Source organism: Romboutsia sp. (genome assembly GCF_056995035.1).
Map to the genome: position 1 here is coordinate 24,141 of NZ_JBXKIW010000072.1, position 23,570 is coordinate 47,710.

Here is a 23,570-nt window from a genome sequence, read left to right on the forward strand (position 1 = left end):
CATGAACATATTTGATTTACTAAAGATAGCAATAGAGCTAGGAGCTTCAGACATACATATAACAGTAGAAAGTCCTCCAATAGCTAGAATAAAAGGAAAATTTATAAAACTAACAGATAAAATACTAAATAACTATGATACGAAAGAAATGGCACAAGAACTAGCAGGAGAAAAGAACTTCAAAAGAATAGAAGAACATGGAGAGTGCGATTTCTCAGTAGCTATAGAAAGTGGAGAAAGATTCAGAGTAAATGCATATAAGCAAAAAGGAAACTATGCAATAGCAATAAGAACAATAACATCACAAATACCATCTTTTGAAACGTTAGGACTTCCAGAAATCCTAAAAACTTTTACAGAAAAACATAAAGGTCTTGTATTAGTGACAGGACCAACTGGAAGTGGTAAAAGTACAACCCTAGCCAGTCTTATAGACATAATAAATGAAAATCAACAAAGACATATAATAACACTAGAAGACCCAATAGAGTATGTACATCATCACAAAAAAGGCTTAATAAATCAGAGAGAAATAGGTCAAGATACAGAAAATTTCAACTCAGCATTAAGAGCGATACTTCGTCAAGATCCAGATGTAATACTAATAGGAGAGATGAGAGATCCAGAGACTATATCAATAGCACTAACAGCTGCTGAAACTGGTCACTTGGTCTTCTCAACTCTACATACGGTAGGTTCAGCTAAGACGATAGATAGAATAGTGGACATGTTCCCATCAGAGCAACAACAACAGGTAAGGACTCAGTTATCAACTGTCTGTGAAGGTGTTGTATCTCAACAACTTGTTCAAACTATAGATGGAAGAAGAAGAGTTGCGGCTTTAGAGGTAATGGTATCAAATCCTGCGATTAGAAATCTTATAAGAGAAAATAAGACATATCAGATACAAAATATAATACATACAGGAAGTAAACAAGGTATGCAGTCTATGGATCAAGAGTTAGTTAATTTATATAGACAAGGTTTTATTTCCAGGGAAAGTGTGCTAAGTAGATGTACTGATTATGAGTATACTAATAGGTTAGTAGGAGAGAGATGTTAGAAATGGATATATATTTTATAATAATATCATTTATAATGGGGATAACGTTCGGTAGCTTCTTCAACGTATGCATCTACCGAATACCAGAAAAAAAATCAATAGCAAATCCACCATCGCATTGCTACAACTGCAATACGAGACTAAAATCACTAGATTTAGTCCCTATACTAAGTTGGACTTTATTAAGAGGAAGGTGTAGATACTGTGGACAAAAGATATCATCAAGATATGCACTAGTAGAGTTATTAACAGGAATACTGTTTGTATTAGTATATAGCGTGTACGGATATAATGTTATAACACTATACTATCTATTACTAGTATCGCTACTTGTAATAATAACATTTATAGATATAGACCACTACATAATACCAGATGAATTAATAATATTTGGTTCAGTATTTGCAATAATAGTCAATGCATTAGGTCAAGGGATAGGAATAAAAAATAGCTTACTAGGAGCGTTAATCTGTGGTGGAGGCATGTTAGCTTTAATATACCTAATAGAATTGATAATAAAGAAAGAAGTCATGGGTGGAGGAGATATAAAGCTCTTCGCAATGATAGGATTATTTTTAGGTGTTAAGGGTGGATTATTAACCATACTTCTAAGTGTATATGTAGGAGCTATATACGGGATAGTGACTATAATATATAGCAAGATAAAAAAACAAGAATATAACTCAATGATACCTTACGGACCATTTATATCTGTGGGTGCATTAATAGTTGTTCTATGTGGAACTAATATAATAAATTGGTATATGGGATTATTTTAATGATTAAATATGAAATGCAGGGTCAATAATTAAATTGACCCTACTATTATTTATAACCTTATGATTTATATAATAATAATTTCAATAATAATATCTCACATATGTAGCAAACAGCTATATAAAATATGTGACGAGTTAAACAAAAATAAAGTAAATGCAATAGTAATTTACATAACAACCATATCATCAATGATTTTAATTTATTATAAATATGGACTAAGTACAGAAAGTATAAAGTACTTATCACTAACCCCCTTTATAATAATAATTTCAATAATAGATTATCACACAACATACATATATGATATAACCGTACTTAGTGGTATAATAATTCAAGGTGCAATTTTTTTAATAACAATAAATATAGACACAAACCCAGTAAGCCACATATCAGCAATGATAATTGGGCTTTTTTTAGCATACATAATAGCGATTATAACAAAAGGATTAGGACAAGGAGACATAGGATTATATACTCTGTGCAGTTTTGCACTTGGACATAACTATGCAATTTATTTAATATCACTATCTTTTGTTCTAGCTTGTATATATTGTTTGTATATACTTTTACTAAAAATTGAGAAAATAAGAAAAATACCATTTGCACCATTTATATCATTAGCTACAATAACAATAATGTTGACCAATTATGATATATTAAAAATATATTTTGACATAATAAGTAACTAAAGGAGGAGACTAAAATGTACGTAGTAGTAGGGTTAGGTAATCCAGGAAAACAATATGATAAAACAAGACACAACGTTGGCTTTGAGGTTATAGATATTCTTGCAAAGGAATATGGCATATCGGTGACGAAGATAAAGCATAAGGCTTTAATTGGTGAAGGAAGAATTGGTTCTGAAAAAGTTCTGTTAGTTAAACCACAAACATATATGAATTTAAGTGGTGAAACTTTAATAGATATATATAAATACTACAAAGTAGATTTGAGCAATATAATAGTAGTGTATGATGATATTGACCTAGCTGTTGGAAAGTTAAGAATTAGAAAACAAGGCAGCGGTGGAACTCATAATGGAATGAGATCTATTACAAAGTGTTTAGGTTCTACAGATTTTCCAAGAGTGAGAGTTGGTGTATCAAAACCAATGCCAGGTCAAGATTTAGCTGATTTTGTTCTTTCAAGATTTAGAAAAGAAGAAGCTATAGATTTAGAAAATGGACTTGAAAAAGCATATCGTGCAGTAGACTGTATTATAAGAGAAAATATTGATATGTCTATGAACAAATACAACGGATAGTGAGAGGGGATTTATATATGAATGATGTTTTTGTATACCCTTTGCAAAATTCAAAAGAATATAAAGATGTAATAAATTGCATAACTAATAATAAAGGCTCATTACTAGTTAATGGCCTTTTACCAGTGCAAAAACCTCATGTTGCCTATTCTATATTCAGAGACCTATCTAGGCAGACTGTCTTTATAGCGAGTAGTGATTTAGAAGCAAAAAAGGCATATGATGATTTAAGTTTTTATATGAAGGATAAAGTAGAATATCTGGGTTACCAAGATATCTATTTTTATCATTTAGATGCAAAGGACCGAAATGAAGAAGCAAAAAAATTAAAAGTGTTATTAAAATTAGCTAAGGGTGAGGATATAATTTTGGTAACCTCTATTGAAGCTATATTAAAGAAATACATTCCTAAGGATGTTTTATTACAAAATATACTTACCTATAAAATAGGGGATAGTGTTAACTTAGAAGAACTAAGCGATGAGTTAGTTTCTTTAGGTTATGAAAGGGTTTCGAAGATAGAAGGTTTTGGACAATTTAGCATTAGGGGTGGAATTATAGATATATTTTCACTAGAATATACAAATCCAATTCGTATGGAATTATTTGATGATGAAATAGATTCTATACGAACTTTTGATGTTTTCTCACAAAAATCTATTGATAAGATTAATGAATTTTCTATAACTCCATCTAGAGAATTTATATATCCTAAAAAAACTGATGAAGCTGTTAATAGAATTAAAAATGACATTACAAAATACACTAATGAAGATGTCTCTACTGATGTAGATAATATATCTAGTAAAACGTATTTCCAAGGTGTAGAAAACTATATTGATTATGTATATACAGATGAAAATAAAAGTTTATTCACATATTTAAAAGATGATGCAATCGTATTTGTAAACGATATAAGCAGAGTTAAGGAAAGATGTGAAAATTATATAAATGAGTTTAAAGAAAATTATAAATTAAATCTTGAAAGAGGATCAGCTCTTAAGGCCCAAGGTAATTTATTATATCATTACAGTGACTTAGAATTTATAGGATCTGATAAAAAATTAGTTTTAAATACGTTACTTCCAAAGCCTATAAATGATTTTAATATAAAGTCTATTGTTAATTTTGAATGTAGAGAAATTCCTACTTTTAATGCTAAGGTGGATGTTCTTGTAGAAGAATTAAATAGATTAAAATATAACGGATATAAAATAGTTTTAGCTACTAATACTTTGGAAAGAGCTAAAAAATTAAATTCAGAGTTATTAGATTTAGGGATAGAAGCAACTATATCTGAAAGTAGAGATATAGAGATAAAATCTTCTCAAATTATAATTACATCAGCTCGTATAACTAGTGGATTTGAGTATAAGTCTATAAAATTTGCACTTATAACTGATAATGAAATGATAGGTGTTCATAAGAGAACATCTACTTCTAAGTCTAAGAAATCTAAAAAAGGCAAGAAGATTGATTCTTTCTTAGATTTAAATGTTGGGGATTATGTAGTACATGAAAATAGTGGGGTTGGTAGATATACGGGTATTGAACAAATTACTGTAAATGCTATTAAAAAAGACTACATGAAGATAGTGTATCAAGGTGGAGATAATTTATATGTACCAATAGACCAAATGGACAAGGTTCAAAAGTATATTGGTGTTGAAGAAGATAAGGTTAAGCTAAATAAGTTAGGTAGCAACGAATGGACTAAGGCAAAGGCTAAGGTTAAAAAAGAAATAGAAGATATGACTAAAGACCTTATAGAACTTTATGCTAGACGTGAAAAGATAAAAGGATATAAGTTTGAAAAAGATACTCCTTGGCAAGGTGAGTTTGAGTCTTTATTCCCTCATCAAGAAACTGATGATCAGTTAAAGGCGATAGAAGAAACTAAAAAGGATATGGAATCATATAAGGTTATGGATAGACTTATTTGTGGAGATGTTGGGTATGGCAAGACGGAGGTAGCGATAAGAGCGGTATTTAAGGCTTGTATGGAGCAAAAACAAGTTGCATTATTAGTTCCTACTACAATCCTTGCTCAGCAGCATTACAATACTTTTAAAGAGCGATTTGAAAACTATCCCATAAGAGTAGAGGTATTAAGTAGATTTAAGACTCCTAAACAACAAAAACAAATCATAGAAGATACTAAAAAAGGTTTAGTAGATGTGTTAATAGGTACTCATAGAATTGTATCTAAGGATATAAATTTACCTAATTTAGGTTTAGTTGTTATAGATGAAGAGCAAAGATTTGGAGTTAGACATAAGGAATCTCTTAAGAAAATTAAGTCAACTGTAGATGTACTTACATTATCAGCAACTCCTATACCTAGAACGCTACATATGTCTTTAAGTGGTATAAGAGATATGAGCGTTATAGAAGAACCTCCTCTAGAAAGACATCCTGTAATTACTTATGTTACAGAAGGTAAGGAAAGTATTATACAAGATGAGATTGAAAGAGAGTTAGGAAGAGGCGGTCAGGTATTTTTTGTATATAACAGAGTAGAGAATATTGAAGAGATGGCTAGTATGGTGAAAAGATTAGTTCCAGATGCTAAAGTGGCTGTAGCACATGGTAGAATGACTTCTAAGGACCTTGAAAATATAATCTTAGGATTCTTAAACAAAGAATATAATGTATTAGTTTGTACTACTATAATAGAGACTGGTATGGATATTTCTAATGCAAATACTATGATTGTATATAATGCAGATAAGATGGGACTTGCTCAACTTTATCAGTTAAGAGGTAGGGTAGGAAGAAGTTCTAGACAAGGTTATGCTTATTTAATGTATGAAAAAGATAAAGTACTTAGTGAAATAGCAGAGAAAAGATTAAAGGCTATAAGAGAGTTTACTGAATTTGGTTCAGGATTTAAAATAGCTATGAGGGACCTTGAAATAAGGGGTGCAGGGAATATACTTGGTTCTCAACAACATGGTCACATGGCTATCATAGGATATGATTTATATGTAAAAATGTTAAATGAAGCTATTAAAAAAGTTAAGGGCGAATTTATGATTGAGGATGTAGATGTTGAAATAGATTTAAGTGTAAATGCATATATACCAGATACTTATATAAGTGATGAATTGACTAAAATAGAAATGTACAAAAAAATTGCTTCTATTGAAAATAAGGAAGATATGCAAGAGGTACAAGATGAATTAGAAGATAGATTCTCTGATATGCCTAAAGCTGTTCAATCTTTACTGAAAATAGCATATATAAAGACTTTATGCAAGAAGTTAAAGATAGAAAAAATTAGACAACTTAAAGATGAAATATTATTAATTCCAACAACTAGATACAAGACAAAGGAAAAAATAGGGTATAATATTGTAGTAGAATTGGAAGAACTACTAGAGAAGATGAGTAGTATAAAATAATTTAATAATGAAGAAAGGGTGTTTAAATTTTGAAAAAGATAATGTCAGTAGCTGTATCTATCATATTAGGTATATCTATGACTGCTTGTGGGAGCAGTGTAAAAGGAGACGAAGTAGTAGCAACAATAAATGGAAAAGATATAACTTCAAGTTACTATGAAAAAACATTAGCGCTATATAAGCAATCAGTAGAATCTATGCATGGATCAACTATATGGGATACAGAAGTAGAAAAGGGAGTAAAATATAAAGACCAATTTAAAGAAATAATGCTTCAACAAATGATAGATACAGAAGTTATATATGGAGAAGCTAAGAAAGAAAATTTATTACCGTCTAAAGAAGAAGTAGATAAGAAGTTTAAAGAATTGAAAAAAAACATTGATTCTGATGAAGAGTACAAGAAGAACTTAGAAAAAATAGGAATTAATGATGAGTATTTAAAAAATCAACAAGAACAAGATTTAGCTTTACAAAATTATAAAAATAACTTTAATAAAACAACAAAAATATCAGATGAAGAAATGAAAAAGTATTATGAAGATCATGAAAAAGATTATTATAAAGATGAAGTAAGAGCATCTCATATACTAATATCTACTGTAGATAAAAATAATAAACCTCTTTCTGAAGCTAAGAAAAAAGAGGCTAAAAAGAAAGCTGAAGATATACTCAAAAAAGCTAAGGCTGGAGAAGAGTTTTCAGCATTAGCGAAAGAAAATTCTGATGATCCAGGTTCAGGAAGTCAAGGTGGAGACTTAGGATACTTTGCAAAAGGTCAAATGGTGCCTGAGTTTGAAGCAGCAGCATATGCTCTAAAAATTGGTGAAATATCTGATATAGTAGAATCTCAATTTGGATATCATATAATAAAAGTAACAGATAAAAAAGATGAGCAAACTCCTTATAAAGAGGTAAAAAATTCAATAAAAGATACTTTATTAAATGAAAAGTTTTTAAAGCAAATAGAAAAGCTTTCAAAAAAAGCTAAAGTTGAAAAAAATGAAGATGTAATAAATAAAATAAAATTATAAAATTTGAATTATTTAATTCTATTAAAAAAGCCATATATTAACTAATATATAGCTTTTTTTGTATATTTTTCTTATGATTGGTAAAAATAAGCCTAAAGTTACTAATGGAGGGATAAATTATATATGAGAGCGACTGGAATAGTTAGAAGAATAGATGATCTAGGAAGAGTTGTTATACCTAAAGAAATAAGAAAAACTTTAAGAATTAGAGAAGGAGATCCTCTAGAAATATTCACAGCTAAGGATGGAGAAGTAATTCTTAAAAAATATTCACCAATAGGAGAGTTAAATGAATTTGCACAAGAATATACAGAAACTTTAGGAGAAACTTTAGGTCATGGAGTAGTAGTTACAGATTTAGATTCTATAATAGCAGTATCTAAATTACCTAAAAAAGAGTACAAAGAAAAAAGTATAAGTGATGAATTAGAAGCATTAATAGAAAATAGAGAAGTAAAATATGCTAAGGATAGCAAATTAGTGCCTCTACATAAGGATGATGCAATGGAATATGGCAAGCAAATAGTAATGCCAATAGTTAGCTCATCTGGTGATTGTATAGGATCTATAATATTAGTATCAAAAGAAGCAAAAGAAGCAGAAGATCTAACAGAAGTAGAAGAAAAGATATTAAAAATAGCAGCTAACTTCCTAGGAAAACAAGTTCAATAATTATTTTGAAACTAAGACCCTATATTTTAGGGTCTTTTAAAGTTGTAGTAATATATTGAATATACTATTGAATATATGATATATTAAGGTTTGTTATATAAATCAAATGGAGGTCGTGTTATGAATAGTAACAAAAATAAAGACTCATTCTTAAAAGGTGCCCTTATACTTGGGATGGCAGGTATAATCGTAAAAATAATGGGTGCATTTTTTAGAATACCTCTTGGAAACTTAATTGGTGCAAAGGGAATGGGATATTATCAAGCAGTATATCCTGTATATACTTTATTTTTAACTTTAGCAACAGCTGGATTTCCAACTGCGCTTGCTAAGTTAGTTTCAGAAAAAAATGCAATTGGAGATTATAAAGGAGTACATAAAATATTCAAAGTATCATATACAGTACTGTTTATAACTGGGTTAATAGCATTTTGTATATTCTTCTTTGGAGCTCGATATATAGTTACTGCAATGAAAAACCCAGATGCATATTATGCAATGTTGGCTATTGCTCCAGCGCTTTTATTTGTGCCAATGATGTCTTCTTATAGAGGATATTTCCAGGGTAAAAAAGAAATGGCAAAGATTGCAGTATCTCAAATAAGTGAGCAATTTTTTAGAGTTATATTAGGTTTAGGATTAGCATATTTACTAATGAATAAATATGGACCTGAATTAGGAGCAGCGGGAGCCATAGCAGGTGCCACTGTGGGTTCTGTAGCGTCTACAATCTATTTAGTAGCAATATATATAGGAGAAAGAAAACAACGTAAGACGGAGAAAAAAGCTAGTCAACATTTTAAAGATGAATCTGTTAGTAGAATATTAAAGAAGCTTTTAGTAGTTGCGATACCTATAACAATAGGTGCGTCTGTTATGCCTTTAGTAGGTATGATAGATAGTATGATAGTTATTCGAAGACTTACTGAAGCTGGATTTACACCAGATGAAGCTTTATCAATGTTTGGTCAATTAACAGGTATGGCTATGGCTATAATAAATTTACCATCAGTTGTAACAATAGCTATGAGTATGAGTTTAGTTCCCTCTATATCAGAGTCTTATGCTACAGGAAATAAAGCTAAAGCTAGAAAAGACACTAAGAGTGCTATAAAAGTAACTTTATTTATAGTTTTACCAGCGGCATTTGGACTAGCAGCACTTGCAACTCCAATAATGCAACTTTTATATCCTAAAGAACCAGCAAGTATAGGAACAATATTACTTGTTCTTACACCATGTGTTGTATTCTTAGGACTAATGCAAACTATGAGTGGTATACTACAAGGTATGGGTAAACCTATAGTACCTGTTATAGCATTATGTATAGGTATGGTAGCTAAGATAGTGATAAGTTATACTTTAACAGTAATACCAGAGATAAATGTCTTAGGTTCTGCACTTGGGACAGTTACAGCATACTTAGTTGCAGCTATAATTCAAATAATTTATGTAAGAAAAGCTATGAATATAAAATTCTCACTTAAAGAATTTATTATAAAACCATTAATAACGGTTATAACAATGTTTATAGTGGTTAGATTAAGTTATGGAGTATTAGCAGGAATAATAGGTGGTAAATTAGCTACTGTTGCAGCGATAGCAATAGGTGGATTAGTTTATATAGTGGTGATTTTATTCATAGGTGGAATCAAAAAAGAAGAAATATTAACGATGCCAAAAGGTGAAAAGATTTATAAATTACTTAAAAAACTTAACCTTATGAGATAGTAAAGAGAATATATACACAAATAAAGGAAATACTTATAAATAGTGAATTTCCTTTATTTGTATTGAAATACGTATACAATTTATGATAATTGAAATAAACTAAGAGGAGTGATATTATGGGTAAGATAAGTATTGTAGGACTTGGCCCAGGAGATTATTCTCTTATTAGTCAAGGTGCACTAGAAGTATTACAATCAAGTTCAAGAATATTTTTAAGAACTGAAAAGCATCCAACTGTGGATAGGCTTAAAGACACTATAAAATATACTTCCCTAGATTATTTTTATGATAAAGAAGAAAATTTTGAAAATGTATATAGCAAAATTTCTGAATTCATTATAAACTTATCAAAAGAGGGGGATTTAGTATATGCAGTTCCAGGGCATCCAAGGGTTGCAGAAAGGACTGTAAGTATAATAGAATCAATAGCAAAGGAAAAGAATATAGAAGTTGAAACTATTGCTTCTATGAGCTTTGTAGATGCTATGTTTAACTATTTAGCAATTGATCCTGCTGATGGATTTAAGTTAGTAGATGCTTTTGAAATAGAAAATTCATACATAGATACAAATACAAGCATGATAATAACTCAAATATATGATAATTTTATGGCATCGAATATAAAGCTAAAGCTAATGGAATATTATGATTATGATCAAGAAGTATGTATAGTAAATGGTGCAGGTGTTAAGAATCTAGAGAGTAAGAAGTATGTACAACTACACGAACTTGATAGAAGTGAAAATTTATTTGATTATTTAAGTAGCTTATATATACCAAAAAGTTCTAAAAACATGTATAATACTGTACATGACTTAGAAAAAATAATGAGTACATTAAGAAGTCCATCTGGATGTGATTGGGATAAAAAACAAACCCATCAATCTCTTAAAAAATACGTTATAGAAGAAGCCTATGAGCTTTGCCAAGCTATTGATAATGACGATACAGATGAAGTGATAGAAGAATTAGGAGATATCCTCTTACAAGTAATATTCCACTGTCAAATAGGTCAACAAGAGGGTTACTTTGATCTAAAAGAAGTAGTTAATGGAATATGTACAAAACTTATACATAGACATCCTCATGTTTTTAATAATGCAGATATAGATATGGATACATTTGAAAAAACGTGGGAAGAACTAAAGCAGCAAGAAAAAGGCGAGAGTTCTATAACTGATGGATTAAAGAGAATACCAAAGTATTTACCAGCTCTTATAAAAGCAGAAAAGATTCAATATAAGGCAGCTCTTGTAGGGTTCGATTGGGACAATATAGAGGATGTATTTAAAAAAATTGAAGAAGAATACAAAGAATTACTTGACGAATGTAAAGTAGGAAATATAAAATACATAAGGGAAGAACTAGGAGATTTATTGTTTTCTATAATAAATTTAGCTAGATTCCTGAAAGTAGATCCAGAAGAAGCGTTAAATTGTACAAGCCAAAAATTCATCAATAGATTTGAATTTATGGAACAAAGTGCCAAAAATCTTAATAGAAATTTTGGAGAGATGACACTTAAAGAAAAAGACGAACTTTGGAACAAGGCGAAAGACAATAAATTATAAAAATAAGTTAAATAAAAAACTAGAATTTTTACTGAAAAATCAGAATTCTATTTTATAAACATTTTAGGAGGTAGTATCGTGAACAAAGCTGAATTAGTATCAAGAATGGCAGAAAAGAGTGAATTAACAAAGAAGGAAACAGAAGCTGCATTAAATGCTTTTATGAAATCTGTAGAGGAAGCATTAGTAGAAGGAGAAAAAGTTCAATTAGTTGGATTTGGAACATTTGAAACAAGAGAAAGAGCTGCTAGACAAGGAAGAAACCCAAGAAACCCAGAAGAAGTTATAGAAATACCAGCTTCTAAAGCTCCAGTTTTCAAAGCTGGAAAAGGTCTTAAAGATATAATAAATGCATAATTATTAAATTGATAAAGTGTGGGATAATATACCACACTTTTTCTATATAAAAATTAGTTTACATATAGAAATTAATGACTTAAATAATGAGTTAATGAATATAAATTTTATATAGATTACAATATTACATGATGTTAGGAGGAGCAACAAATGAGGTTAGATAAGTTTTTAAAAGTATCAAGAATAATAAAAAGAAGAACGGTTGCTAAAGAGGCTTGTGATAAAGGAATAGTTACTATAAATGGGAGATCAGCTAAGTCTTCATCTGAAGTTGCTATAGGAGACATATTGGAAGTTACTTTCGGAGAAAAGGTAATGAAACTTAAAATAAATGAGATAAGAGAACATGTATTAAAAAATGATGCAAAAGAAATGTTTGAGATAATAGAATAAAATAATAAACTCTTCAGTATATTTATAGTAGTATTAATAGAAATATTTACTGGGGGGATATTATGGAACATAACATAACATTAAAAGGTAGGGAAAGTTTAGTTGTTTCGGGGATAGAACACATTTACTCTTTTAATGATAAAAAAGTAGAAGTAAGAACTTCTGCAGGTGAAATGGTAATAGAAGGTGAAAACCTAGACATGAGTAAATTAAGCTTAGATGAAAATATCATAAACATAGAAGGTACTATTAATTCGATTGTTTACTCAAAAGAAAGAAAGCCACAAGAAAGTTTCTTTAAGAAGGTATTTAAGTAAATGATTCCATTTACTCAGGATGTAAGTTATTTTTATGCAACTATTTACGGTGGAATAATTATAGGTTTATTGTTTGATATATATAAAGTATTCAAAACTAATTTCAAAGTTATAAAGTATTGCTCTTTATTTTTTGATACATTATTTTGGATTTTAACTACTATAATAATATTTATAACAATAAATGCTATAGAATCTTTTGAGTTAAGATATTATCATTTTGTGGCGCTATTTATTGGTTTTATCTTATATTACAACACCATAAGTAAGTTTATTTTAACAGCAATGAATAAAGTTGTTTATTTCATAACAAATTTATTCAAGAAAACAGTAAAATACATAGTCAGTATTTCAAACAATTTGTATTACGTTATCATCTACTCATTACACTTTTTATTTGATATTATATTTTATATACCGAATATGTTTTTAGCAACTACAAGATTTGTAAAAAGAAAATCTATAGGGAAATTAAAAATTAAAAAAAGGATGTAGATGAGATGAACTTAAGAAAAAAATTTTCTAGCCAGTTTCTAGTTATAAGCATGTTTTTAGTTTTTATGGTATTTAGTTTAGCTAGTGGATTTGTATTTCAGATAACAAAAGCAAAAGAATACAGATTAGAAATAGCGAATCTAAACAAAGAAATAGATTACACTAAATCAGAGATAGAAAAGCTAAAACAGCTAGAAGATACTCAAGACTTAGAAACCGCTGCTAGAAATCGTTTGAATATGGTTAAGCCAGATGAAATAGTATATATTGATATAAAAGAAGGTGACTAAGTTGCCTTCTTTTGTGTACAATGATTTATAAACGACTAAATAAGCTTAAATTAAGTTTCAATAGATCGTAAATTAAAATGTTAAAAGGTAATGATAGGAGAAATATTTATGAAGATAGGAACTATAGATATTGGAACGAATTCAATGAGATTATTAATAGGTGATTATATAGATGGTAAGATTCAAAATAGAAAAAAACTTGTAAATACCACTAGAATTGGACAAGGTGTAGATAAAGAAGGATATATAAGTGAGGAAGCTATAAATCGTAATATAGAGGCACTTAGAGAGTTTGCTAATGTTTGTAAAGAAGAAAAATGTGAGTATGTTTATAGCATGGGAACGTCGGCTCTTAGAGATAGTAAAAATGGGCATAAGTTTGTGGAGCTAGCGAAACAAGAGACAGGAATATATGTAGATATAATAAGTGGAGAAGAAGAATCTAATTTAGGGTTTAGAGGAGTTTTAGAAGGATTGGAAAATAATGATAACATTTTGGTTATAGACATAGGTGGTGGATCGACAGAATTCATTATAGGAGATAGAGAAGGTATTAAATTTGCTAAAAGTGAAAATGTAGGAGCTTTAAGAATGACTGAGAAATTTTTAAAAGCTGACCCTATCAATGAAGATGAATTTGAAGAGATGTCAAGATTCATAGAAAGTGAAATAAATGAAACTTTAAATTATATAAAAGAAAAAGGAATAAAAAATCTTGTAGGTATAGGAGGAACTATAACTTCTTTATGTGCAATGAATCAAGAACTAGAAATTTATTCAATGGAAAAAATACATAATAGTAAAGTATGCAAAAAAGATGTAGAGCTAATTCTACAAAGTTTAAAAAACATGACACTAAGCGATAAGAAATGCTTAAAAGGGCTACAGCCTAAAAGAGCAGATATTATAACTGCTGGTGTAAAAATATTAGATATAGTAATGGAAAAACTAGAAATAGAAAATATAACCGTAAGTGAATACGATAATTTGGAAGGCTTAATGTGTCAAAAGTCAAAAAAAATGTCTTAATATTTTAGAGTTATAGAAACCCATTATGACAAAAAACAATCCCCCCTCTTTGCTACAATTTTAATATAAACAAAAGAGGGGGATCTTTATGGAGAAAAGTGCAGTAAGTGTAAAAGGGAAGAGTATAAATTTAAACTATGTAAATATAAGTAAATATATTGATTTCAATACAGTAATGTTTGCTATAATAGGTTTCTTATTAAGTAGATCTATATTGATTGGATCCATAGCTCCACTAGGTATCGCATTTTTCTTATATATATCTAGGGTAGAACGATATAGAATACCTGTATTTATATCCACATTGATAGGAATATTTTTATCTACAAATACCATGCCATATATACTTAAATATACTTTATGTTTGATTATTTTTATGGCCATTAACAAAAAAATAAAAAAGATAGATTCTATATGGAAGATATCATTGATAGGGGCATTGGTAGTACTTCCGATATCAATGGGACAAGCCTTACTATCAAGCAGTTATATCTATGATATATTAATAGCTGGTATGGAAGGTGTAATAATGTTTATTGCTGTTTATATTTTTTCATATGGGATTGGATTATTAACTAACTCAAACAGCAAAATAGAAACGAACATAGAAGAAGCAATATCTATAAGCTTACTAGTTACTTTCAGTATAATGGGAATTGGTGACTTGTCCGTTATGGGTGTATCTATAAGGGTAGTTTTATCAACAATACTAATATTAATAGTGTCTATTGTAGGTGGCTCTTCTATGGGAGCTACGTCTGGAGTTATAGTTGGGGTAGCATTTTTAATCAACAATGCAACATCAGCTATTTATATGGGTATGTTTTCTTTTGCAGGTCTTGTAAGTGGAGCATTTAACAAGCTTAATAAATATTTCTGTGTATTAGGATATATATTAAGCTGGATGATATTATATGCATATACTTCTGGAGTGGGTTCAAGTTTAACTCAAATAAGAGATATATTAATAGCTTGCTTGATTGTATTAGTCCTACCAGACAAGCTTTTTACTAAAATAGAAAAAATAATAACAACTAACGTAGGCTCAAATGAAGTTGTTAATGATTATATAATGAGAAGCAAGAGCTTAACTAATAATAGGCTTATGAACATGAACAAGGCCTATAATAGCCTAGCAGATACATTTGATCAGATAAGAGAGAGAGAAAAGGTTGTGAGCAAAAGGGATATAGCTAGTATTATAGATATGATACATAGTGATCAGTGTAAGGATTGTAGTATGAGAAGGCGATGTTGGGATTTGAAATTTAATCACACATATACATTGATGAATGATATATTAGAAAAATTAGAAGAAAATGGGGAGATAAATGGCAAGGATGTATCAAAGGAATTTATAAAAGAATGTATAAAGCCAGAAGCTGTTATCAAGTCATCTAATTATTATTATAAATTATTTGCACTAGATTATAATTGGAATGCAAAATTCTCAGAGAGTAGAAGGCTAATAGCAAATCAGATAAGAAGTATGTCTAAGGCAATAGAATCCATATCAAAAGAGCTAGAAAGTAACATAGTACTTGATTTAGAAAAAGAAAAGGATATACATGACCAGTTAGAGAGAAACAGTATATCCGTAGATAAAGTAAGGTACACGACTAAGGGTGAAGATGATTTTGAAATAACGCTAGAAAAGAAAACATGCAATAGTGGTTGTGTGTGTGAAGAGAAGTTATTAGACGTGGTTTCTGATATAATGGGAGAAAATTTATCAATTCAAAAATTTGGATGTCGTTCTTTAGGGGGACGATGTAAAGTGACATTTAGTAAAAGTCAAAATTATAAGGTCATAACAGATGTGGCATCTATGTCTAAAGATGGTCATATTCTATGTGGAGATAATTATACACACATGGATATTAGTGATAGTAAGTATATGGTTGCTATAAGTGATGGAATGGGTAAAGGTGAAAAAGCTTATGAGGAATCCTCTATAACTATTGATATACTAGAAAAAATGATGGATGCTAAAATTGAAGATGAAATAATAATAAATACTATAAATAATATGCTTTTACTAAAATCCTCAGAGGAGATGTTTTCAACATTAGACTTAGGAATAATAGATTTGAAAAAAGGGATATTAGAAACTATAAAAATGGGAGCTTGCTCTACTTATATAAAGAGGGATAAAGAAGATATTGATTTAGTTTCATCATCATCGCTTCCTGTAGGAATATTATCAGATATAAAACTAGATAGAAAGACTGTCAAAATAAAAGATGGTGATTATATAATCATGGTATCTGATGGGATTCTTGATGCAGGAAAAAATAACAATATGGGTGATAATTGGCTTATATATTTTCTAAAAAGCATAGAAACAACAAATCCTAAGGAAATTGCAAATCTAATATTAGATAGAGCGCTTGAAATTCAAGGTGGCGTTGTTGATGATGATATGACGGTATTAGTAACTAAAGTATACTCTAGCTAGTAAAAAGTAAAGTAAATATTGAGAATTAAAATAAGTTATCCACATTATATCTAAAAAATGTTGATATAATGTGGATAACTTATAAAAAAGAAATTAAACAACGTATAAATATTGAAATTACAAAGTTCGACAAAATAAAACAATATAAAGATATTTTGAATTCTGTAGAAATTATTTATAACAAAGTCATATTATCAACAATAAAGGTGAATAAATGGTTGTAAACTGTTGATAAATATAAAAAATATGTTGATAAAGTATTAAAAATTATAAAATTAAAAAAAATTAAAAATATATATACATTGAAAAAACTAAATATTTGTCGTAAATCTACCTGTGAATATGTGTATAAATATGTGGATAAGTATTTTTAATGAATTAAAGTCTAATGGTAATAGCTGAATAATATGGACTAAAAAAGCCATCCTAATATATAAGTAAATTTTATTGAAAGGATGGCTTCTTATGGGGAACAAATTGTATAAAGTAATTATACCTTTATGTATATCTATTTTTTGTACTGTAACTATGAGTGAAAAAGCTTATAGTCAAGGTATAACAAAAACAAGTAATATTGTTTTAATGAATGATAATGAAGAAAAAGAAAATCCACAGAAGGAAGTGAAGCAAAAACCAAAAATTGACTATAGTAAAACATGCTGGAATTTACAATCTCTGTACAAAGGTGATGAGCAATGGAAAAATGAATTAAAGTTCTTTACTAAAGACAGTAAAGAACTTAAAAATTATATAGGAAAAGTAACTAAATCTCAAACACATTTATCTTTTGCATTAGATATAAAAGAGAAGCTGGATATAAGAATAAATAAACTTTATGCTTATTCAAAATTAAAGCAAGATATTAATAAAAGCTCATATAAATATTTAGATATGAATGAAAATATGAATAAAGTCTATACAGATTATATGGCTATATGTTCTGACTTAGAATTAGAAATACTTAAGTTGTCAGACAAAGAATATAAGGAAATAGTATCTAACAATAAAATAAAGAAAAAATATGGAATGTATTTAGATGACATTAGAAGATCTAAAAATCATTATTTAGATGATAAATCAGAGGATTTACTTGCAAACATATCACCAATGGCTTCTTTACCAGGTAAAGTATATGAACTTTTTAGAAATATGGATAAAAAAACTAACTTAAATCCTTCTCAATATTCAATAGTTTTAGAATATGGAGATAGAAATGAAAGGAAAACTGCTTATCAAAATGAGTTTGTATCATACAATGATAATATAAATACTTTAGCAGGATTACTAGTCGGTCAAGTTAAGAAGAATGTATTTTATTCTACAGAAAGAGGATATAAGTCATCTTTAGATATGTACTTACAATCTGATGATATAGATGTTAAGGTATATGACAAGTTAATAGATACGGTGAGTAAGAATACATCAAGTTTACACAAATATGTGAGCTTAAGAAAAGAAGTTTTAAAGTTAGATAAAGTATATTATTATGATATGTTTGTACCAATAGTAGAGCCGGTAGACAACGAAATTACCTATGATAAAGGTCAAGGAATAATATATTCTGCATTATCTCCTCTTGGGAAAGAATATGGAGATGTAATTTATAAAGCATTTAATGAAAAATGGATTGATGCTTATTCTAATGATAATAAGGTAAGTGGAGCCTACTGTTTATCTGTTTATGATGAACATCCATATATTTTGACAAACTATAATAATACATTGGGATCAGTATCTACATTAGCTCATGAATTAGGTCATGCAGTATATGAGTATATGAGTTCAAAAAATCAAAATTATTTTAACTCGAATCCATCAATATTTACTCATGAAGTAGCATCTATTACTAATGAAGCATTATTATATGAAGTGCTTATAAGAAATGCTTCAAATGATAAAGAAAAAGCCTACTATATAACTCAATATTTAGATTTAATTAAAGATACGTTATATACTCAAACCATGTATGCAGAATTTGAAAAGACTATACATGAAATGGTTGAAAGTGGAGAAAACGTAAATGCACTAGTATTAGATGACATATGGGGACAACTTTTAAAAAAATACTATGGAAATGATTATGAAGTAGATCAATTAGCTAAAGTAGGTTGGTCAAGAATACCTCATTTCTATAATAGTTTCTATGTTTATAAATATGCAACTGGATGTGGAGCAGGTGTCAGCTTTGCTCAGGATATATTGACTAATGGATCTGATAACTATATAAATTTCCTTAAAAAAGGAAGTTCAGATTACCCTGCTAATCTGCTTAAAGATGCAGGAGTAAACTTAACGACAACCAAACCTATAGAAGAGACTATAAAAAAATTCGACTCTTTAGTAAAAGAATTAGAAAAGACTATGGGGAAATAATTTACATGACAAGTATAATTAGTAGTGTTAAAATATAAAAAGAAAGTCCTATATTAATAGGGCTTTTTTCTTATCAAATCTACAAATCTAGTGGAGGATTAAATTTATGCAAAAAAAAGTAAAAAAGGCTGTAATACCTGCTGCAGGTTTAGGGACTAGATTTTTACCAGCTACTAAAGCTCAACCTAAAGAAATGTTGCCTATAGTAGATAAACCAACTTTACAATATATAATAGAAGAAGCCGTAGCATCTGGAATAGAAGAAATACTTATAATCACTGGTAGAAATAAGAAATCTATTGAAGATCATTTTGATAAATCAGTAGAATTAGAATTAGAGTTAGAACAAAAAGGAAAGAAAGAATTATTAGATATAGTTCAGGGGATATCTAATATGATAAATATACATTATATAAGACAAAAAGAACCTAAAGGATTAGGGGATGCTATTTATTGTGCAAGACACTTTATAGGAGATGAGCCTTTTGCTATAATGCTTGGAGATGATATCGTAGATAACGATGTACCGTGCTTAAAGCAACTTATGGACGCATATGAAGAATATAGAACTACTATATTAGGTGTGCAAAAAGTGGATACAAAAGATACTAATAAGTATGGTATAATATCTGCTAAGCACATAGAAGATAGAGTGTACAAGGTTAAAGATTTAGTAGAAAAACCAGAACCAGGTAAAGCTCCATCAAATATAGCTATACTTGGTAGGTATATAATAACACCTGAAATATTTGATATATTAGAAGACTTGCCAGCAGGTAAAGGTGGAGAAGTTCAACTTACAGATGCACTAAAATTATTATCTAAAAAAGAAGCTATGTATGCATACAACTTTGAAGGAAGAAGATATGATGTTGGAGATAAGTTAGGATTTTTAGAAGCAACAGTAGACTTTGCTCTTAAACGACCTGAGCTTAAAGATGAATTTATAGATTACTTAAAAAAAGTTTGTGATAAATACGAAACACAAAAAAAGAAATAAATAGTACTGAGGTGAATTAAATGTCTAAGAAAACACAAAGAAAGAGAAATAAATTTATAGCAGTATCTATCGTAGTTGTTCTTGTAGCAACAAGTATGACAACCCTGTTTAGTTTATTAGCATCTATGATGTAAATAAAAGCTAGTCTTTTTAATAAAGGCTAGCTTTTATTTAGTTTCTAACCGTTAAGCTTTAGCAATGAGATTTATTTATAGACATATGGAGATATGAGTAAAGCGGATTTTTAGTATATAATCATTTTATATCAAAAATATGATCTAATAGAGTACACTAATTGATAAAAAATCATATATATGTTTACTAATTAACAAATATGATATATAATTTGCATTAATAATACTAACTAAGGAGATGGATATATTATGGATAGAAATTTAGCATTAGAACTTGTTAGGGTAACGGAAGCAGCAGCATTAGTATCATCACAGTTTATGGGAAAAGGAGATAAAAATGGTGCTGATGGAGCAGCTGTTGAAGCGATGAGAAAAGCTTTCGAATCAATAAAGATAAATGGAGAAGTAGTTATAGGAGAAGGAGAGTTAGATGAAGCTCCTATGCTATATATCGGTGAAAAAGTAGGAATGAATACAGAAGGAAGTATGGAAGTTGATATAGCAGTAGATCCGCTAGATGGAACTACACTAATAGCAAAAGGACTTCCTAATGCAATATCAGTAATAGCAATGGGGTCAAAAGGAAGTTTATTAAATGCACCGGATACATATATGAAAAAAATAGTAGTAGGACCTAAAGCTAAGGGGAGTATCGACTTAAATAAAACTCCAGAAGAAAATATAGTAAATGTAGCAAAAGCATTAGGAAAGAGAACTACACAAATGACTATAACAGTTCAAGATAGAGAAAGACATAATGATATAGTTGAAGCGGCTAGAAAATTAGGAGCTAGAATAAAAATGTTTGGTGATGGAGATGTGGCAACAGGTATAGCAACTTGCTTTGAAGAAACAGGTATAGATATGCTTATGGGTATAGGCGGAGGCCCAGAAGGTGTAATAACTGCAGCTGCAATAAAGTGCATGGGCGGAGATATGCAAGCACAAATATATCCATTAAGTGAACAAGAGAGAGTTAGGTGTCATGAGATGGGGTTCTCAGATGAAGACCTTAAAAAAGTTTTAAGTATAGATGATCTAGCAAAGGGAGATGAGTTATTTTTTGCTGCAACAGGTATAACTGAAGGTGATTTATTAAAAGGTGTAATACCAGTAGGAAATGATAAAGCTAAAACTCAATCAGTAGTTATGAGAGCTAAAACAGGAACGATAAGATTTGTTGACGCTATACATAACTTAGATAAAAGTGATATCTTAGTTGAATTAATGAAAAAATATAACATGGAATAAATGATAATTTATTTTTAAATAAGATTGTACTAAAATTTAATTTTAAGACAAAAGCTATAGATAGAATGTATCAGATCTATAGCTTTTGTTTTGTAATTTAAAGAATTTTAGAAATATAGTTTTATATAGAAAATAGGCATATAGGAGTTTAAGATGTGCAAAAATTGTACAGAATATAATGTATAAAGATTAATGTTAGGTTTATGTGCAGTTTTACTTTTTTTATTTATTGACCGTGATGTACTAGAGATGATATTATTAGAATTAATTGTAAAGTAAAACTTTTCTTTTTCACACCTTTAATTCCCTAAAAACAATAAATTGAAAATATATAAATGAGATATAGCTGAGGAGGATTTTTTTGAACTTAAATGAGATAACATTAGATGAATTGGGTAATAAAACATTACCGCAATTAAAAGATATAGCTAAAGAAATAGGTATAAAATCGATAAGTAAATATAAAAAAAGTGAACTTATTGAAATGATTAATGAGAGTTCTAATAAGAATAACGTAGAAAAGATAGAAACAAACATAAAAGAAGAAGTTAAAGAAGAGAAGAAAAGTATTTCAGATAGTACACCAACAGAGCGCAAATATGTAGAGACTAAACAAGAAAACAAAACTTATGTCAAGCCTTATGAAAATAGATATCCTCGTACTAATGAAAATAGATATCCAAGAAATGATAACAGACAAACAAATTATGAAAACAGAGGATCTGGAATAAATAATGGAAATTTAAGAAATGATAACAATAAGAATAACTATGCTCCAAAGGTAGTGGATGAATCCAAAATAGTAGATGAGTTTAATACATCAAAAGAGGATGAAGTAATGGGAGTTCTTGAAATTTTACCTGATGGGTTTGGTTTCTTAAGAGGTTCCAATTATTTATCTACAGAAAATGATGTGTATGTATCGCCTTCTCAAATAAGAAGATTTAATATGAAGACTGGAGATAAGATAAAAGGTATAACTAGACATCCAAAGACTGGTGAAAAGTTTAGAGCACTTCTATATGTTCAAAAGGTAAATGATGAAAATCCAGATACGGCAATACAAAGAAAAGCATTTGAATTATTAACGCCAATTTACCCAGAGGAAAGATTAACATTAGAAAGAAGTCAAAATGATGTAGCTACGAGACTTATAGACTTAGTATCTCCTATAGGTAAAGGTCAAAGGGGACTAATAGTAGCACCTCCGAAGGCAGGTAAAACGAGTCTTCTTAAAAATGTGGCAAATAGTATAGCAAAAAATCACCCTGACGTTGAGCTAATAGTGCTTCTTATAGATGAAAGACCAGAAGAAGTTACAGACATGAGAGAATCGATAAATGGAGATGTTATATATTCAACATTCGATCAAGTATCAAGCCATCATGTTAAAGTCGCAGAAATGGTTTTAAATAGGGCACAAAGGTTAGTTGAACATGGTAAGGATGTTGTAATATTATTAGATAGTATAACAAGACTTGCAAGAGCTTATAACTTAACTATATCTCCTACAGGTAGAACTTTATCAGGAGGACTTGATCCAGGAGCATTACATGGACCTAAGAAATTCTTTGGAGCAGCGAGAAATATAAGAGGTGGTGGGTCGCTTACAATACTTGCTACAGCATTAGTAGAAACTGGTTCAAGAATGGATGATGTAATTTTCGAAGAATTTAAAGGTACTGGTAATATGGAATTAAATCTAGATAGAAAATTAGCTGAAAAGAGAATATTCCCAGCTGTAGATATATACAAGTCTGGAACTAGAAAAGAGGACTTATTACTTACTGATCAAGAAAAAACTGCTCTTTGGAGATTGAGAAGAGAAATGAGCAATAATTCAATACTAGAAGTCACTGATAAGGTGATAGAACTACTGAAAAGAACCAAAAATAATGATGAATTTGTAAAATCAATAAAAGCACTTTAAAGTATATAAAAACTGCTTGTACCG

General features: G+C 29.3%; 20 protein-coding genes. All 20 read left to right on the forward strand.

Annotation, left to right across the window (positions count from 1 at the left end):
- The first annotated feature begins 1 nt into the window (after position 1).
- The 20 genes from AC11VW_RS10960 (at position 2) to rho (ending at position 23,546) form a co-directional block, all read left to right on the forward strand.
- On the forward strand, positions 2-1,063 hold the full coding sequence (locus AC11VW_RS10960) for a type IV pilus twitching motility protein PilT (RefSeq protein WP_484301456.1): 1,062 nt from the start codon (positions 2-4) through the stop codon (positions 1,061-1,063).
- On the forward strand, positions 1,057-1,842 hold the full coding sequence (locus AC11VW_RS10965; RefSeq protein ID WP_484301457.1) for a prepilin peptidase: 786 nt from the start codon (positions 1,057-1,059) through the stop codon (positions 1,840-1,842). Before AC11VW_RS10960 ends, AC11VW_RS10965 begins: the two co-directional genes overlap by 7 nt.
- Positions 1,843-1,902: 60 nt before the next feature.
- Positions 1,903-2,532: a prepilin peptidase gene (locus tag AC11VW_RS10970; RefSeq protein ID WP_484301458.1), complete on the forward strand. Its 630-nt coding sequence runs from the start codon at positions 1,903-1,905 to the stop codon at positions 2,530-2,532.
- A gap of 14 nt (positions 2,533-2,546) precedes the next feature.
- Positions 2,547-3,107 (forward strand): aminoacyl-tRNA hydrolase, encoded by a 561-nt coding sequence (gene pth / locus AC11VW_RS10975; protein WP_484301459.1) that lies wholly within the window; start codon positions 2,547-2,549, stop codon positions 3,105-3,107.
- Positions 3,108-3,124: 17 nt separating this feature from the next.
- A complete protein-coding gene (gene mfd, locus AC11VW_RS10980; RefSeq protein WP_484301460.1) occupies positions 3,125-6,511 on the forward strand; it encodes a transcription-repair coupling factor in 3,387 nt (1,128 codons plus the stop codon).
- Positions 6,512-6,540: 29 nt separating this feature from the next.
- Complete coding sequence (locus AC11VW_RS10985) at positions 6,541-7,545, forward strand: peptidylprolyl isomerase (protein ID WP_484301461.1); 1,005 nt, start codon at positions 6,541-6,543, stop codon at positions 7,543-7,545.
- A gap of 123 nt (positions 7,546-7,668) precedes the next feature.
- Positions 7,669-8,217: a stage V sporulation T C-terminal domain-containing protein gene (locus AC11VW_RS10990; protein WP_484301462.1), complete on the forward strand. Its 549-nt coding sequence runs from the start codon at positions 7,669-7,671 to the stop codon at positions 8,215-8,217.
- 120 nt (positions 8,218-8,337) lie between these two features.
- The gene (locus AC11VW_RS10995; protein WP_484301463.1) at positions 8,338-9,948 is read left to right on the forward strand and encodes a putative polysaccharide biosynthesis protein; all 1,611 of its coding nucleotides are present in this window, start codon (positions 8,338-8,340) and stop codon (positions 9,946-9,948) included.
- Between the two features lie 116 nt (positions 9,949-10,064).
- Positions 10,065-11,519: a bifunctional methyltransferase/pyrophosphohydrolase YabN gene (gene yabN, locus AC11VW_RS11000; RefSeq protein WP_484301464.1), complete on the forward strand. Its 1,455-nt coding sequence runs from the start codon at positions 10,065-10,067 to the stop codon at positions 11,517-11,519.
- 60 nt (positions 11,520-11,579) lie between these two features.
- Complete coding sequence (locus AC11VW_RS11005) at positions 11,580-11,876, forward strand: HU family DNA-binding protein (RefSeq protein ID WP_484301485.1); 297 nt, start codon at positions 11,580-11,582, stop codon at positions 11,874-11,876.
- 150 nt (positions 11,877-12,026) lie between these two features.
- Positions 12,027-12,269: an RNA-binding S4 domain-containing protein gene (locus AC11VW_RS11010; protein ID WP_484301465.1), complete on the forward strand. Its 243-nt coding sequence runs from the start codon at positions 12,027-12,029 to the stop codon at positions 12,267-12,269.
- A 62-nt stretch (positions 12,270-12,331) separates the two neighbouring features.
- Positions 12,332-12,586 (forward strand): YabP/YqfC family sporulation protein, encoded by a 255-nt coding sequence (locus AC11VW_RS11015; protein WP_484301466.1) that lies wholly within the window; start codon positions 12,332-12,334, stop codon positions 12,584-12,586.
- Positions 12,587-13,081: a spore cortex biosynthesis protein YabQ gene (gene yabQ / locus AC11VW_RS11020; protein ID WP_484301467.1), complete on the forward strand. Its 495-nt coding sequence runs from the start codon at positions 12,587-12,589 to the stop codon at positions 13,079-13,081. It begins immediately after the preceding gene.
- Between the two features lie 5 nt (positions 13,082-13,086).
- Complete coding sequence (locus tag AC11VW_RS11025; RefSeq protein ID WP_484301468.1) at positions 13,087-13,371, forward strand: FtsB family cell division protein; 285 nt, start codon at positions 13,087-13,089, stop codon at positions 13,369-13,371.
- A gap of 108 nt (positions 13,372-13,479) precedes the next feature.
- Positions 13,480-14,400, forward strand: a complete 921-nt coding sequence (locus AC11VW_RS11030) for a Ppx/GppA phosphatase family protein (RefSeq protein ID WP_484301469.1) — start codon at positions 13,480-13,482, stop codon at positions 14,398-14,400.
- Between the two features lie 88 nt (positions 14,401-14,488).
- Positions 14,489-16,858, forward strand: a complete 2,370-nt coding sequence (spoIIE, locus tag AC11VW_RS11035) for a stage II sporulation protein E (RefSeq protein WP_484301470.1) — start codon at positions 14,489-14,491, stop codon at positions 16,856-16,858.
- 465 nt (positions 16,859-17,323) lie between these two features.
- Positions 17,324-19,231 carry an oligoendopeptidase F gene (gene pepF, locus AC11VW_RS11040; protein WP_484301471.1) on the forward strand — a complete coding sequence of 636 codons (1,908 nt, stop codon included), beginning with the start codon at positions 17,324-17,326 and terminating at the stop codon, positions 19,229-19,231.
- A gap of 106 nt (positions 19,232-19,337) precedes the next feature.
- Positions 19,338-20,231, forward strand: coding sequence for a UTP--glucose-1-phosphate uridylyltransferase GalU (gene galU / locus AC11VW_RS11045; RefSeq protein WP_484301472.1), 894 nt, complete (start codon positions 19,338-19,340; stop codon positions 20,229-20,231).
- Positions 20,232-20,614: 383 nt separating this feature from the next.
- Positions 20,615-21,616, forward strand: coding sequence for a class II fructose-bisphosphatase (glpX, locus tag AC11VW_RS11050; RefSeq protein WP_484301473.1), 1,002 nt, complete (start codon positions 20,615-20,617; stop codon positions 21,614-21,616).
- 361 nt (positions 21,617-21,977) lie between these two features.
- Positions 21,978-23,546: a transcription termination factor Rho gene (gene rho / locus AC11VW_RS11055; protein WP_484301474.1), complete on the forward strand. Its 1,569-nt coding sequence runs from the start codon at positions 21,978-21,980 to the stop codon at positions 23,544-23,546.
- The last annotated feature ends 24 nt before the right edge of the window (positions 23,547-23,570 follow it).